Origin of the sequence: Actinomadura sp. 9N215, assembly GCF_044326345.1 — a bacterium.
In the GTDB taxonomy this organism is placed as follows: domain Bacteria; phylum Actinomycetota; class Actinomycetes; order Streptosporangiales; family Streptosporangiaceae; genus Spirillospora.
In genome coordinates this window covers 51,046-65,169 of record NZ_JBIRBA010000017.1, presented here as the reverse complement: position 1 = coordinate 65,169, position 14,124 = coordinate 51,046, and the positions used below count along the sequence as shown (strand labels likewise).

General features: G+C 69.6%; 18 protein-coding genes. 12 read left to right on the top strand and 6 right to left on the bottom strand.

The window, feature by feature from the left end; all coding sequences use genetic code 11:
* The first annotated feature begins 35 nt into the window (after positions 1-35).
* From ACH34T_RS26305 to ACH34T_RS26285, 5 genes are read left to right on the top strand one after another with little or no spacing between them, the layout of a single operon-like run.
* Complete coding sequence (locus tag ACH34T_RS26305; protein WP_396023586.1) at positions 36-851, top strand: Scr1 family TA system antitoxin-like transcriptional regulator; 816 nt, start codon at positions 36-38, stop codon at positions 849-851.
* The gene (locus ACH34T_RS26300; protein WP_396023585.1) at positions 842-1,024 is read left to right on the top strand and encodes a DUF397 domain-containing protein; all 183 of its coding nucleotides are present in this window, start codon (positions 842-844) and stop codon (positions 1,022-1,024) included. Before ACH34T_RS26305 ends, ACH34T_RS26300 begins: the two co-directional genes overlap by 10 nt.
* A 3-nt stretch (positions 1,025-1,027) precedes the next feature.
* Positions 1,028-1,210, top strand: a complete 183-nt coding sequence (locus ACH34T_RS26295) for a DUF397 domain-containing protein (protein ID WP_396023584.1) — start codon at positions 1,028-1,030, stop codon at positions 1,208-1,210.
* On the top strand, positions 1,211-1,396 hold the full coding sequence (locus ACH34T_RS26290) for a DUF397 domain-containing protein (RefSeq protein ID WP_396023583.1): 186 nt from the start codon (positions 1,211-1,213) through the stop codon (positions 1,394-1,396). It begins immediately after the preceding gene.
* Positions 1,397-1,399: 3 nt separating this feature from the next.
* A complete protein-coding gene (locus ACH34T_RS26285; protein WP_396023582.1) occupies positions 1,400-1,582 on the top strand; it encodes a DUF397 domain-containing protein in 183 nt (60 codons plus the stop codon).
* 8 nt (positions 1,583-1,590) lie between these two features.
* On the opposite strand, the gene ACH34T_RS26280 is transcribed toward ACH34T_RS26285, so the two are convergent.
* On the bottom strand, positions 1,591-2,124 hold the full coding sequence (locus tag ACH34T_RS26280) for a CGNR zinc finger domain-containing protein (RefSeq protein ID WP_396023581.1): 534 nt from the start codon (positions 2,122-2,124) through the stop codon (positions 1,591-1,593).
* A gap of 26 nt (positions 2,125-2,150) precedes the next feature.
* Here ACH34T_RS26280 and ACH34T_RS26275 point away from each other — a divergent pair, with 26 nt between their 5' ends.
* From ACH34T_RS26275 to ACH34T_RS26255, 5 genes are all read left to right on the top strand, one after another.
* Positions 2,151-2,630 carry a GNAT family N-acetyltransferase gene (locus ACH34T_RS26275; RefSeq protein ID WP_396023580.1) on the top strand — a complete coding sequence of 160 codons (480 nt, stop codon included), beginning with the start codon at positions 2,151-2,153 and terminating at the stop codon, positions 2,628-2,630.
* 40 nt (positions 2,631-2,670) lie between these two features.
* Positions 2,671-3,930 carry an MFS transporter gene (locus tag ACH34T_RS26270; RefSeq protein ID WP_396023579.1) on the top strand — a complete coding sequence of 420 codons (1,260 nt, stop codon included), beginning with the start codon at positions 2,671-2,673 and terminating at the stop codon, positions 3,928-3,930.
* Positions 3,931-4,131: 201 nt separating this feature from the next.
* Positions 4,132-6,051, top strand: coding sequence for a lysine--tRNA ligase (gene lysS / locus ACH34T_RS26265; protein ID WP_396023578.1), 1,920 nt, complete (start codon positions 4,132-4,134; stop codon positions 6,049-6,051).
* Positions 6,052-6,191: 140 nt separating this feature from the next.
* Positions 6,192-8,006 (top strand): alkyl/aryl-sulfatase, encoded by a 1,815-nt coding sequence (locus ACH34T_RS26260; protein ID WP_396023577.1) that lies wholly within the window; start codon positions 6,192-6,194, stop codon positions 8,004-8,006.
* A 30-nt stretch (positions 8,007-8,036) separates the two neighbouring features.
* Positions 8,037-8,717, top strand: coding sequence for a GAP family protein (locus ACH34T_RS26255; protein ID WP_396023576.1), 681 nt, complete (start codon positions 8,037-8,039; stop codon positions 8,715-8,717).
* Positions 8,718-8,751: 34 nt separating this feature from the next.
* Here the strand turns inward: ACH34T_RS26255 and ACH34T_RS26250 are convergent, their stop codons facing one another.
* A complete protein-coding gene (locus ACH34T_RS26250; protein WP_396023575.1) occupies positions 8,752-9,102 on the bottom strand; it encodes a transcriptional regulator in 351 nt (116 codons plus the stop codon).
* Positions 9,099-9,584, bottom strand: coding sequence for a hypothetical protein (locus ACH34T_RS26245; protein ID WP_396023574.1), 486 nt, complete (start codon positions 9,582-9,584; stop codon positions 9,099-9,101). The genes ACH34T_RS26250 and ACH34T_RS26245 overlap by 4 nt, the downstream gene beginning before the upstream one ends.
* Positions 9,585-9,742: 158 nt before the next feature.
* On the opposite strand from ACH34T_RS26245, the gene ACH34T_RS26240 reads away from it, so the two are divergent.
* Positions 9,743-10,765, top strand: coding sequence for a DNA polymerase IV (locus tag ACH34T_RS26240; RefSeq protein WP_396023573.1), 1,023 nt, complete (start codon positions 9,743-9,745; stop codon positions 10,763-10,765).
* 87 nt (positions 10,766-10,852) lie between these two features.
* Here ACH34T_RS26240 and ACH34T_RS26235 read toward each other — a convergent pair whose 3' ends face one another.
* From ACH34T_RS26235 to ACH34T_RS26225, 3 genes are all read right to left on the bottom strand, one after another.
* On the bottom strand, positions 10,853-12,103 hold the full coding sequence (locus ACH34T_RS26235) for a CU044_5270 family protein (RefSeq protein WP_396023572.1): 1,251 nt from the start codon (positions 12,101-12,103) through the stop codon (positions 10,853-10,855).
* Positions 12,096-12,689, bottom strand: a complete 594-nt coding sequence (locus ACH34T_RS26230; protein ID WP_396023571.1) for an RNA polymerase sigma factor — start codon at positions 12,687-12,689, stop codon at positions 12,096-12,098. The genes ACH34T_RS26235 and ACH34T_RS26230 overlap by 8 nt, the downstream gene beginning before the upstream one ends.
* Before the next feature lie 85 nt (positions 12,690-12,774).
* Positions 12,775-13,257: an Lrp/AsnC family transcriptional regulator gene (locus ACH34T_RS26225; protein WP_396023570.1), complete on the bottom strand. Its 483-nt coding sequence runs from the start codon at positions 13,255-13,257 to the stop codon at positions 12,775-12,777.
* A 34-nt stretch (positions 13,258-13,291) separates the two neighbouring features.
* Here ACH34T_RS26225 and ACH34T_RS26220 point away from each other — a divergent pair, with 34 nt between their 5' ends.
* Entirely contained in the window at positions 13,292-14,122 is an 831-nt protein-coding gene (locus tag ACH34T_RS26220; protein ID WP_396023569.1) for an EamA family transporter, read from the top strand.
* The last annotated feature ends 2 nt before the right edge of the window (positions 14,123-14,124 follow it).

The window sequence follows — 14,124 nt, the reverse complement described above, 5'->3', positions numbered from 1 at the left end:
TTGGTTGGGCGCCCTTTACAAGGGAGGATGAGGACATGGCTCCACAGCGGAAGCGCGGGACCGTCTCGCCGACGCTGCTCGCGTTCGGCCGCCGATTCCGGCGGCTCCGGGAGGCCAAGGGCTGGACGCAGGACGCCCTGGCGCGACGCGCGAACGACGGCCAGGGCGTAACACCGCAGTACATCGGAGCCGTCGAGAACGGCCGCACCCGCTGCACCCGCGAATTCGCCGAGGCGATGGACCACCACCTCGACGCGAACGGCGAGCTGCTCTACCTCTACGACGACCTCGTCAAGGACGCCACGTTCCCGACGTGGTTCGACTGGCACACCGTCGAACCCGAGGCGGACATGCTCCAGTCGTACCAGCCGCTCCTCATCCACGGCCTGCTCCAAACCCCCGCCTACGCCTCCGCGCTCCTCAAAGGCGACAAGGAGGCGGTTGAGGCGCGCATCAACCGCCAGAGCGTCCTGACCAGGGAGAGCCCGCCCCCGCCCGACTTCTCCGTCCTCCAGGACGAGGTGTCCCTCAACCGCCTGACCGGCAGCCCCGAGATCATGAAGGAGCAACTGGAGCACGTCATCTACCTCGCCGAGCAAGGCGTGGTCACCCTTCAGGTGCTGCCGAGCAGAGGCGAGCATCTCGGCAACCTCGGCTCGTTCACGCTCGCTACGATGCCCGACAGAAGCGAAATCGCCTACGCCGACATGGTGGTGCGTGGAGTCACGCTCACCGACTCGGAAGACATCGCGGCTGTCAGCCGGGCTCTCATCTCAGTCCGTTCGCGGGCTCTGTCTGTAGATCAGTCGATCGAATTAATCCGTAAGGTGGTACAGGAAAAATGGACCTGACCAAGGCTGGTTGGCGTAAGTCCAGTTACACCGGCCCTAACGGCGGTGAGTGCGTGGAGCTGGCCGCAGTTCCCGAAATGGTGGCCGTTCGTGACAGCAAGGACCCGGACGGTCCGAAGCTGCTGGTGACCCGCCGCGCTTTCGCAGCGCTCCTGTCCGACATCAAGCGGTAGACGATGGACGTGAGCAACATTCAGTGGCGCAAAGCCAGCCGCAGCACCAATAACGGTGGTGCCTGTGTCGAGCTAGCACCCGTCAGCAGCACGGTTGCCGTCCGTGACAGCAAGGATCCGGATGGGCCCAAGCTGTTCGTGACCCGCCGCGCCTTCGCGGCACTCCTGTCCGACATCAGGCGGTAGATGATGGACGTGAACAACGTTGTTTGGCGCAAGGCTGGCCGTAGCACCAATAACGGTGGTGACTGTGTCGAGCTAGCACCCGTCAGCAGCACGGTCGCCGTCCGTGACAGCAAGGACCCGGACGGGCCCAAGCTGTTCGTGACCCGTCGTGCGTTCGCCGCGCTGTTGTCCGACCTCAGGCGGTAAACGATGGACCTGACCAGCGTCGTGTGGCGTAAGTCCAGCTACACAACTGCCAATGGCGGTGATTGTGTGGAGCTGGCCTCAGTTCCCGGCACGGTGGCCGTCCGCGACAGCAAGGATCCGGACGGCCCGAAGCTGCTGGTGGACCGCCGTGCTTTCGCGGCGCTGCTGTCGGATATCAAGCGGTAGACGGACGATTATGGCGTGACCGGTTGGGCGGTTCGGGCGCGGTGGCGGCGGACGGCGTCGCGGTTGGCGCACCGGTGGGAGCAGTAGCGCTGGCGTCCGAGGCGGGTCGTGTCGGCGAAGATCGTGGTGCACTCGTGGACGGCGCACCGTCCGAGCCGGTGCATGCCGCGTCCGGCCAGGTGCAGCGCGGTGCCGACGGGGATCAGCGCGGACAGCACGGTGCCGAGCGGCTGCACGTCGTCGCGGTAGTGCAGGTGCCAGCCGCTGCCCGTGTGGTCCGTCAGCCGCGGGTAGGCCGCGGCCGCCGCCAGCAGCCGGTTGACCAACTCGGCGCGTTCGGGCTCGCCGGGCGCGTCGACGACGTCCTCCCAGGCGTCCAGCAGGGCGAGGGTCTGCTCCAGGTCCCGCGGTGTGACCGGACGTTCCACCAGCAGCCCGGCGGCGCGGCAGCGGTCCGCGAGTTCTTCGGCGGTGGCCGGTCGCCGGTTGGCCAGGTCCGCGGCCAGGTTCACGGCGTCCGCACCGTAAGGGTTGAGGTGCATAAGCCTATTACAGCACCGTGGAGGCCATGGCACACCACACCCGGGTCCGGCAGGCGGAGGAGACCGACATCCCGGAGCTCGTCCGCCTGCGCGCGCTGTTGTTCGACACCCTCGGCGGCGACTTCTTCAACCCCGCCTCGGCGGGCGACGACTGGCGGGACGCCCTGGCCCAGGTCTTCAGGGAGAAGCTGAAGTCCGACGACGCGCGGATCCTGGTCGTGGACGGCGACCGCGGTCTGGCCGCCTGCGGCATCGGGACGGTCGAGCAGTGGTTCCCCGGCCCGCACTCGCGGAACGGCCGCATCGGGCACGTGATCGGCATGGTCACCGACCCGGCGCACCGGCGGCGCGGCCACGGGCGCGCGATCATGCAGGGCCTGCTCGGCTGGTTCCGTCAACGCGACGCCGTCCGAGTCGACCTGTACGCCTCGCACGACGGCGAACCGCTCTACCGGGACCTCGGCTTCTTCGACCACCCCGACCCCGCCCTGTGCTGGCGCCCGTGATGACCTCCGCCGTCTCGCGTCACGACTTGTGCAGGTGCCCGTGACGAACGTCCGACCGCGAGCGGCCACCGGAGCCGGGCCGCCGCCGCACCACGGCTGGCGTTATCGGTGGGTCATCCTCGGGGTCGCCACCTTCACCCAGGCCGCGTCCGGCTTCTTCGTGCAGGGCATCGGGGCGATGGGCGTCCATCTGCAGCGTGACCTGCACCTGAGCACGGCTCAGCTGGGGCTGCTGATCTCGGCGGCCCAACTCGTCCCCCTGGCCGGACTGCTGGTGGCCGGGGAACTCCTCGACCGCTACAACGAGCGCTGGGTCGTCGGGACGGGCGCGGCCGTCGTCGCCGTGAGCCTCGGCGTGGGCAGCATGGCGCCGGGATACACGTCGCTGCTCCTCGTCCTGCTGATGGTGGGCGCGGGGTACAGCACCGTCCAGCCCGGCGGGAGCAAGTCGGTGGCGTCCTGGTTCGACGAGTCCCAGCGCGGGCTGGCGATGGGCGTACGCCAGGCGGGCCTGCCGCTGGGCGGCGTGGTCGCCGCCGCGGCGATGCCCGCCCTCGCCGCCGCCCACGGCTGGCGGACGACCCTCACGACCGGCGGACTCGTCGCGCTCCTCGGAGCCGCCGCGTTCATGGGCTTCTATCGCAGGCCGCCCGTCCAAGGCTCTCCCCGGGAAGCCCACGCAGGACGACCGCAAGCCCCGCTCAGGGCCCGCCTGCGGACGCTCCGCGAACCGCCCATGGCGAAGATCATCCTCTCCGGGGTGTGCCTGATCTCGGTGCACAGCGGTGTGAACGTCCTGACCGTGCTGTACCTCCACGAGACGGCGTCCGTCGGAGCCGGGGCCGCGGCGCTCGTCCTCGTCGCGGCCCAGGGAGCCGGCGCCGCCGGACGCGTCTGCCTGGCGGCCTGGAGCGACCGAGTCGGCTCCGGACGCTACGGAACCGTCATGACCTGCATGGTCGCCGTCACCGCCGGGATGACGGCGCTGATGACCCCGGCCGGGCACTCGCCCGTCGCGGCTTCCCTGCTGTTCGTCTGGCTCGGCTTCTTCGGAATCGGCTGGTACGGCCCATGGGTCGCCTACCTGGCCGAATCGGCGCCGCCCGGCCAGACGGGATTCGCCCTCGGCCTGGCCATGGCCGTCACCCAGACCGCCGTCATCCTCGCCCCGCCCGCCCTCGGACTCCTCAAGGACGTGACCGGCAGCTTCACCCCGGTCTGGGGCGTCCTCTCCGCGATGACCGTCCTCACCCTGCTGATCACAAGCCGCGATGAAAGCCCGAAGTCGCTCACGAGCTAATACTTCTTCCTCTGCCCGGCTCCTTGATGATCGGCCGCTGGAAAGGTGATCGCGGCCGTGGCCGGGGCGGATGCTAGACTGCCGGGCGTTGATTCGCGCGTAGGCTCGCGCAGCACGCGAGGCCGATGCCACGCCGCCGGTCTGCAGGCGGCGTCCGCGCTCTGCCGGATCTGATCCTGACGTACGCATTAAGGAACCGCCGTGCTTTGGTATGACCAACTTGCCAGCCAGGTGAGCGTCCCGCAAGTCGTGAACGATTCCAAAACGCCTTCGGGTCGTGTGCATGTGGGATCGCTGCGCGGTGTCCTGATCCATGATGCCGTTTATCGCGCCCTGGAATTGCGCGGCGTTCCCGCTCGCTATCTCTACGGCATCGACGACTACGATCCGCTGGACGAGCTGCCGCCGGTCGGCGGTGAACTCTTTCGCGAGTATCTCGGAATGCCGCTGTGCAACGTGCCCGCCCCGGCGGGGTCGGAGGCCGGCGATCTGGCCGAGTACTACATTTCCGAATTCCTGGACGTGTTCGCCGAACTCGGCGTAGACCCAGAGGTCTATCGGATGCGGGACATCTATCGCAGCGGGCGGTTCGACGCCGAGATAGACCAGATCCTCCGGAACAGCGACGTGGTGCGGCGCGTCGACCGGGAGGTCGCCAACGCGCAACGCCCGGACGACTGGCACCCCTTCCAGGTCATCTGCGAGCAGTGCGGTCGGATCGGCACCACCCGCGTCACGCACTATGACGGCGAGCAGGTCACCTACCGGTGCGAGCCGAACCTGGTCAAGTGGGCGACGGGGTGCGGCCACTCCGGGCGGATCTCTCCGTTCGGCGGCAACGGCAAGCTCTCCTGGAAGCTGGAGTGGGTGGCCAAGTGGAACAACTTCGGGGTCACCATCGAGGGCGCCGGAAAGGACCACAACACCCGGGGCGGCTCGCGTGAGGTGGCCGTCCGCTGCCTGGGCGAGATATTCGGCAAGCCGGGGCCGATGAACATTCCGTACGAGTTCTTTCTCGTCCGCGGTGCCAAGATGAGTTCCTCGCGGGGGGTCGGCGTCTCGGCCCGGGAGATGGCCGACCTGCTGTCACCGGAACTGCTGCGCTTTCTGATGATCAGGTCCCAGCCGAAGCGTCCGGTGGATTTCGCGCCCGAGCACGACAAGATCGTCCGTCTGTACGACGACTTCGACCGGCTGCGCGCCAAGGCGAGGCAGCCCGACGAGAACCCCAACGAAAAGCGCCTGTACGACGTCGCCCAGGTCACATTGGAGGACGACTACTACGCGCCGCCTTTCGACCTTCTGCTGAGCGTGGTGCAGATGCCCCACCTCGACGTGGAGCGAGAGGTGACCGGGCTCAAGGGCGCCGAGCTGACCGAGCTGGACCTCAAGCATCTGCGCGCGCGGGTGCGGTCGGCGCAGGTTTGGCTCGACGCCTACGCGCAGGACGAAGACCGCCTGGAACTCCAGGAAACGCTTCCGCGAGAGGTCGGAGAGCTCGCTCCGGCGCAGCGCGAGTTCCTGCACCAGCTCTCGAAGGACCTGGCCGAAGTCAGCTGGCATCCGGACAAGATCCAAACGCGTATCTTCGATACCGCCAGGCTTATCCCGCTGGCCCAGCCCAAGGCGTTCCAAGCGATCTATTGCGCGCTGCTCGCCCGGTCCTCCGGCCCCAAGGCGGGCAATCTGCTGGCTTTTCTCGACAAGGACTTCGTGCGGGAACGCTTCGCCGAAACACCCCGTCCCGACGTGCGCGCTTTCTGGCTGGACACCGATCTCCAGGAGCGTGGACTTCTGGAGTGGCTCGAAAAGATCAAGGACTCGGTCGTCGAGGCGAGCGCCACGGCCAGGTTCCAGGGAGCGCAGACGTCGCCCGCCGGTCAGGACGATTCCGTCGTCCGCGGCTTGGGCGTGGTGGAACTCCGGATCACGACCGCCGACGGCAAGAGCCACCTCAAGCGCCATCTCCTGGTGAACGTCGAGGACGTCGGCGGCACATTGGCCGCCGAGTACGGATACTTCTCCGATCAGGCCGCCAAACTGGTCCAGCAGATCGGGGACCAGATCGGCCGAACCGTTCCGTTCCATTTGGCGGATCTCGTCACCGAACAGTCGAGCTAGCCTTTCCCGCCAGGCACCGCCATACGACGGAGCCGCGTCGGGCCGCACCGGCGTCTGTCGCGCGCGTCGCCGGGCTGGAGTGCACAGAGTCTTTGCTGCGCGGCGGCTTTGGGTTGGTGCGGCGTGGATAGATGCTGGGCATGGGGGATCTTGCGTTCGGGGACCGGACGGATTTCGAGAACGCCGAGCGGGGGCTTGTCGCGTCGCTGTCGCCCGGGGTGGTGCGGGACGCCGACGGACGGGTCGTCTGGGACAACGACGTGTTCGCGTTCCTCGAAGGCCCGTGCCCGGAGACGGTGAACCCGTCGCTGTGGCGGCAGTCGCAGCTGTGCGCCAAGCAGGGCCTGTTCGAGGTGACGGACGGCATCTACCAGGTCCGGGGCCTGGACCTGTCGAACATGACGCTGGTCGAGGGCGACCGCGGGGTGATCGTGGTCGATCCGCTGGTGTCGGTGGAGACCGCGGCGGCGGCGCTGGCGCTGTACCGGGAGCACCGTGGTGACCGTCCGGTCACTGGGCTGATCTACACCCATTCGCACGTCGACCATTTCGGCGGCGCGGAAGGCGTCATCGAGCCCGGGAATCCCGGTGGGGTGCCGATTCTGGCTCCGGCCGGGTTCCTGGAGAACGCCGTTTCGGAGAACGTGTACGCCGGGACCGCCATGGCGCGTCGCGGCGCCTACCACACGGGCGTCCAATTGGAGCGGAGCCCGGACGGAATGGTCGGGACGGGGCTCGGGCAGACCGCGTCCTCGGGGCGGGTGTCGCTCGTCCTGCCGAACAAGGACATCACGCGCACCGGACAGGAAGAGGTCCTGGACGGCGTCCGGATCGTGTTTCAATTGACGCCGGGCACCGAGGCCCCGGCGGAGATGAACTTCCATTTCCCGGAGCGGCGCGCGCTCTGCATGGCCGAGAACGCGACGCACAATCTGCACAACATATTGACGTTGCGGGGTGCGCTCGTCCGCGACGCGCGGGTCTGGGCGCGCTACCTGGACGACGCCATCACGCTGTTCGCCGACGGCACCGACGTCGCGTTCGCGTCCCACCACTGGCCGACCTGGGGCCGCGACGACATCGTGGCGTACCTGTCGCAGCAGCGGGACCTGTACGCCTACCTGCACGATCAGACGCTGCGGCTGCTCAACCAGGGGCACACCGGCATCGAGATCGCCGAGATGATCGACCTGCCGCCCGCCCTGGCCGGGGCCTGGCACGCCCGCGGCTACTACGGGTCGGTCAGCCACAACGTCAAGGCGATCTACCAGCGGTACATGGGCTGGTTCGACGGGAACCCCGCCCATCTGTGGGAGCATCCGCCGGTCGAGGCGGCGAAACGGTACGTGGAATGCATGGGCGGCGCGTCCAGGGTAATGGCGATGGCCCGCGACTACACGAGCCAGGGCGATCTGCGGTTCGCCGCGACGCTGCTGAACCACGTGGTGTTCGCCGACCCCGGCAACGCCGACGCGAAAAGCGCTCTCGCGGACGTATACCAGCGGCTCGGCCAGGGCGCTGAATGCGGGACGTGGCGCAATTTCTACCTCACCGGCGCCATGGAACTGCGTGAAGGCGCCAAACCCTTCCCGACGAGCATCGCCGGAGGAATGACGGCGGGATTGACGATCGAGCAGGTCTTCGACTCGATGGCGATCCGGGTGAACGGCCCCAAGGCGTGGGACGAGCACCTGACCATCGACTGGGATTTCACCGACACGGGCGACCGGTACCGCATGATCTTGTCGAACGGCGTCCTCATCCACCGGCGAACCATCGGCGACCCGGGCGACGGCGCCGATCTGACGCTGACGCTCAGCCGTCCGGACCTGTTCGCGCTCATCGCGGGAGGCGGCACCGACGGCATCACCAGCACCGGCGACGCGGCGGCGTTGCACCGGCTGCTCGCCGTCATGGACGGCGCCGAGCCCGACTTCCCCATCGTCACGCCCTGACCGCAGCGGACATCGGAGAGGGGGCCTGACATGGGCGAGGTCATCGGGCAGCTGCTGCCGCTGGCGGTCGGGGTCGCGATCAGCCCGATCCCGATCATCGCGGTGATCCTCATGCTGCTGGCGCCGCGGGCCCGCACCACCGGGCCGGGGTTCCTGGCCGGATGGGCGGCCGGAATCGTGATCGCCACGACCGTGCTGGTGCTGATCGCGAACGCCATCGGGATGAACGGCTCGGCCGGCGAGCCCAAGACGCCGGTCTCGTGGATCGAGCTGCTGCTGGGCGTGCTCCTGCTGACCCTCGCCGCCAGGCAGTGGACGTCCCGCCAGGGGGACCACGCGGACGCCGGGACGCCCGCCTGGATGAGGGCGGTCGACGAGCTCACCCCGGCCAGAGCGGCGTCGTTCGGGCTGCTGCTGTCGGCCGTCAACCCCAAGAACCTGATCATGTGCGTCGCGGCCGGGATCGCCATCTCGCAGGGCGACATGAGCGTCGGCGGCGAAGTCGTGGCGGTCGCCGTCTTCACCGTGATCGCGGCGTGCACCGTCGCGGTCCCGGTGGCGGTGTACGCCGCCGACGCCGAACGAGTGCGCGGCCCGCTGGACGCGTTGAAGGCGTGGCTGGAACGCAACAGCACCACGGTGATGTTCATGCTCCTGCTGGTCATCGGCGTCGTGCTGCTCGGCAAGGGCATCGGCGGCCTCATCGACTGACCGCCCTGTCCGCGCGCGGCGGGCGCGGCGGGCGCTATTCCGGCGGCTGGTCGACGATCTCGCGGAGGGCGGCGACATGGCCCCGGTAGGCGGCGCGGCCCTTGGCGGTGAGTACGAGCCACACCCGTTGGCGCGTATCGCGAACCGCCTTGCGCTGCTCGACGTAACCGGCGTCCATCAGGACGCTCACGTGCTTGCTGAGCACCGAGGCGCTGACCCCCAGCCGCTCCTGGACCAGGCCGAACTCGATCTGGGTCACCGCGTCGAGCATCGCGCAGATGCGCAGCCGCTGCGGCGCGTGGACGACGGTGTCGAACGCACCGGTGGCATCGTCGGTGGCGTCGGCCGCCTTGGCCGCCTTGGCCGCTTCGGCCCGTCGGGTCATGGCGTCGGGCCGTCCGTCCTCCGGCGGCCCGTCAGCCGGTGATGAACGCCGAAGGCGATGATCCCCACTGCGGCCACCACGGTGACGGCCTCGGGGCCCCACGGCGGCTCGGTGGTGCTCTCCACGAGGGCGTACAGGCCCAGCAGCGGGAGCATGATCATGGCGAACGGCCGCAGCTGCCGATCGGTCAGCCACATCAGCACCCGCATCCGCTTGACGACCACGTGCATGAGCGTCGCGAGCCCCGCCGCCCAGACCGCCACCCCGGCGAGCAGGATCACCACGCCCGCCGGCGGGTCCGGTGTGATCGCCACCAGGGGGCCGATCGGCGCTGTCCAGATCCCGAGGGCGACGAAGTACCACAGCGGGGTCCGGATGGCGTCCATCTCGGCTTGGGTGCGCTCGACCTCGTGCAGTGCCGCCGCTGCTTCGCCGGGGGTCGGCCGGGGGCTCGCGTCGCCTGCGTCCTCGTGTGTTTCCATGTTGGAAACTATGATGCTTAGTTTCCAACATGTCAACTCACAACTTTCCGTTGCGGCAAGTGGGTGTGGCGTCCGCCCGGCGGGACAGGCCGCCGGTCGTCTCACCCCGCCGACCCCCGGCTGTAGGACGTTTGCGCTGGTAGAGCGACAATGGTGGGGTGGCTCGATGGGTCCTGCACGTCGATCTGGACCAGTTCATCGCCGCCGTCGAGGTGCTGCGCCACCCGGAACTGCGCGGGCGGCCGATCGTCGTCGGCGGTGACGGCGATCCGACGAAGCGCGGCGTGGTGAGCACGGCCTCGTACGAGGCCCGCGCCTACGGCGTGCACTCCGGGCTGCCCCTGCGAACGGCGGCACGCCGATGCCCGGACGCGGTGTTCCTGCCCGTCGACAGGGACCTGTACGAGGCCGCATCCGACCAGGTCATGGCGGCGCTGCGGAGCCTCGGCGTCGTCGTCGAGGTGCTCGGCTGGGACGAGGCGTTCCTCGCCGTCGACGGCGACGACCCGGAAGCGGTGGCCCAGGAGATCCGTGACCGGGTGCGCGCGGCGACGGGACTCGAATGCACGGTGGGCATCGGGCAGAACAAACTCCAGGCGAAGCTGGCGACCGGCTTCGGCAAGCCCGCCGGGATCTTCCGCCTCACCGGGTCGACCTGGTTCGACGTCCTCGGCGACCGTCCCGCGGACGCGCTCTGGGGCATCGGCGCCAAGACCGCCAAGCGGCTGAAGAGCCTGGACATCGCCACGGTCAGCGAACTCGCGGCCGCCGATCCCGACGTCCTCGCCAAGGAGTTCGGGCCGACGAACGGGCCGTGGCTGGTGCTGCTCGCGCGGGGCCTCGACAATTCGCCGGTGAGCGACGCGCCGCACGTCCCGAGGTCGCGCGGGCGGGAGACCACGTTCCAGCGCGATCTGCCGGACTGGGACGACGTCCGCCGCGAAGTCTCCAAGCTGGCGCGGCACGTCGCCGACGACATCGCCGAGGACGGCAGGGACGTCGCCCGCGTCGTCGTCAAGGTCCGGTACGCGCCGTTCACCACCCAGACCCATGGCCGGACGCTGGAGACCCCGTCCGCCGAGCCCGACCTGATCGAGGACGCCGCCCTCGCCGCACTCGACGCCTTCACCCGACGCCGTCCCGTACGGCTGCTAGGCGTCCGCACCGAATTCGTCCGCTGACGAGCCGTCCGGCCGCTGAACGCAGGCCTTGCACACGGGAGGGCCCGTTCCGGGCGGAACGGGCCCTCCCGCGGAGCGGTGGCGGGTTCAGTGCGGCGGCTCGGTGTTCGTCCATTCCGTGACGGCGAACGCCTGGTAGGAGGCCAGTTCACCGGAACGGTGGAAGCGGTCGGGCATGTCCTCCGCCCGCAGGGAGCGCGGCTGGCCGTCGTCGCCCGGAGGCAGTTTCCGGCTGCCGCGCGGCGGGTCGGCCACGAGGTCCCGGATGGCGAGCAGGGTCCCCGTGTCCGGGTTGAGGATGAACTGACGCCGGTAGGTGCCGAGCTGCTTGGGAGCGGTGTAGACGCCGAGGGCCGTGGTGGTCTTCAGCGGCAGCGAGACGGCCGTTCCCCTGCGGCCCAGCGGGTCGGTCGTCTGGCCCTCGTCCCTGACGCCGGGCTGGTTCGCGAGCATCCGGAACACCGCCGCGCGCACCTCGGGCGGAGCGGGCGCCGTGGACAGCAGGGTTCCGGCCACGTCCGTCAGCGCCCGGACGCGCTCCTCCCCCCGCAGTGCGCGCATCGGCTCCGGGCCGACGCCGTCCTTGGAGACCGCGCGCCAATAGTCCTTGAGGCCGAGCAGGGCGTTCTCCAGCGCCTTCGGATCGGTGGGCAGCTCGGCGATCTGGCGCGGCGTCATGGCGTAGAACCGCTCGTCGGGAGAGGGCGGCGCCGGCGACCGTCCGGTCGAGGACGCCGACATGTCCAGCTGGGCCTCGCCGCCCCCTTCCGGGTTCGGGACGTCGACCCATTCGGGCGAACCCGCGGCCTGCCACTTCCGCCTGTCCGCCGCGGTGAGCGGGATGTCGGGCAGCTCGATGTGGGCCGTCCGTCTCAACCCGTTCCGGTCGGTCCACATCTCGTTCCCCTGCCTCGAATCGACCTTGTAGTGCTTCGAGGCGCTCTTGCCGACCGCGTAGACCTCTCCGCTGACGGTCTTGACGTGCCAGTACTTCCCGCTCGGCGCCTTCTGCGCGCTGACGGCGGCGGCCAGAAGGACATTGCCGGGCCGGGGCCCGTTCTCGCCGCCGGGACCGGGGGCCGGGCCCTCGTCGTCCTGCGCGGCGACCAAGGCGATGGCCACCGTGGCGGCGACGGTGGCCGCGGCCAGGGTCAGCAGCGGCACCCTGGGCCTGAGACGGAGCCTGAGCCCGCGGCGAGGCCGTTCCTTGGCGCCGTCGTCCCGCGCATCCCGCGCATCCCGCTCGTCCCGCCAGTCGATTCGCTGGGCGAGCCGCTCCGGCGGCTCCTCCAGGGCCAGGCCGGTCCGCATCAGCCGCAGCGCGTCGAGTTCATCCATCGGTCTTCTCCTCAGACATGGCCTTGTCCTCTGACATGGCCTTGCGCAGCTTGGCCCGGCTTCGGTGGATCTTGGCCTTGACGGTGCCGAGCGGCAGATCGAGCGTCGTCGCGATCTCGGCGTAGGACATGTCCGCCCACGCCAGCAGCAGGACGGCGCTGCGTTCCTGCGCGTCCAACGACGCCAGCGCCCTCGCCAGCCCCGGGCCGAGCGCCGCGGCCGTCGCGCGGTCGCTGGCCAGGTCGGCGACGCCGTCCTCGGCCGGGTCCACGCCGGTCCGGGCGAACGCCCGGTACATGCGGGTCTCCTGCCGGTGGTGCCTGGCGATCAGGTTGGCGGCGATGCCCCAGAGCCAGGCGCCGAAGTCCGCCCGCCCGTCGAACCGCTCCCGCTGCCGGAACGCGGTCGCGAACGACTCCGACACGAGATCGTCGGCCAGGACGGGCCCCAGCCGCCGCCTGATGTACGCGTGCAGCCGCGGCCCGTGGCGGCGGAACAGCTCACCGAAGGCGTCGGGGTCTTCGAGGGAGGCGGCGACGATCCGCGAATCGTCCAGCTCGTCCCTGGCATGGCTCACGATCGCCATGGGTGTCTCCTCATGGAGGCGCTCTCCGTGGCTAGGAGTCAGTGACACCCCCTCTATCCCGAAGCCCCCAAACCGGTTGCGCGAGTCAGTCGAGGGGGAGTGGACGGCGCGGGACGGGCGCCGACTGCAGGATCGACGTCGTCGTCCGCGCGAACGGGGTGAACCGGTCGAGGATCGGCTCCAGCTCCTCGACCGTCCGCAGGTGGGCGATGAAGAAGAAGCAGTCGTCGCCCGTGATGCGGTGGCATTCGACGATCTGCGGGATCTCGTCGGCGATCTTGGGGACGCGGCTCAGCTCGCGCGGGCTCGGATTGACGCGCACGAGGATCGTGATCGGGAAGCCGAGGGCGACCGGGTCGACGGTGGCGTGGTAGCCGGTGATGACGCCCGTCTCCTCCAGCCGCTGGACGCGCTCGGCGACGGCCGGGGCGGAGAGCGCGACGCGTCGGCCCAGGTCGGCGAGGGTGGCGCGGCCGTCCCGCTGCAGCTCGGTGAGGATCTTAAGGTCGATCGCGTCGAGCGGCTTGGGTTCGTAGGCGCGGCCCGGCCGGCCCCTTCGGTTCGCCATTCCTCCAACCTACGAACCCGCCGACGATACGGCCATGACGTTTCCGCCCTGGTCGTACTTCGTCGGGAGCGCGGTCTTCCACTATCTGGGGCCGTCGTTCGCCGTCCTGCTGTTCTCCCGCGTCGCGCCCCTGGGCGTCGCAGGGCTGCGGATCTGGAGCGCCGTCCTGGTGTTCCTCCTCTGGCGCCGCTGGCGCCGCCCATGGCGGACGTTCAACCGCGGCACCTGGCGGACGATCACGCTCTGGGGCGCCGTCCTCGCCCTCATGAACGCGTCGTTCTACCTGGCGATAGCGCGGCTCCCGCTCGCGACCGTGGCGGCGATCGAGTTCCTGCCCGTCATCGGCCTCGCTGCGCTGGGGATGCGGACGCCCCGCAACCTCACCGCGCTCGCCGCGGCCGTCGCCGGCGTATACCTGCTGACGGACGTCCGCCTGGAAGGTGAGCCGCTGGGCTTCGTCTTCGCCTTCGCGAACGCGGGCCTGTTCGCCCTGTACGTGGTGGTCGCGCACCGGGCCGCGCAGTCGGACGCCGGTGGCATCGACGGGCTGGCCATGGCGATGCTGGTCGCGACTGTGTTCGTCTTGCCGATCGGGGGCGTCCAGGCGGTGCCGGTCCTCACCGACCCGGTCGCGCTCGCCGCGGGCATCGGCGTGGGAATCTCGTCATCCGTCATCCCCTACGTGTGCGACCAGCTGGCGATGGCACGCCTCAGCCGCGCCACCTACGCGCTGATGGTCGCGCTGTTGCCCGCGACGGCGACCGTGGTAGGGCTTGTCGTCCTGCGGCAGGTACCGGTGCCCACGGAACTCGCCGGAATCGGGTTGGTGATCGCCGGTGTGTCGTTGCACCGTGGAGAACGTTGAAA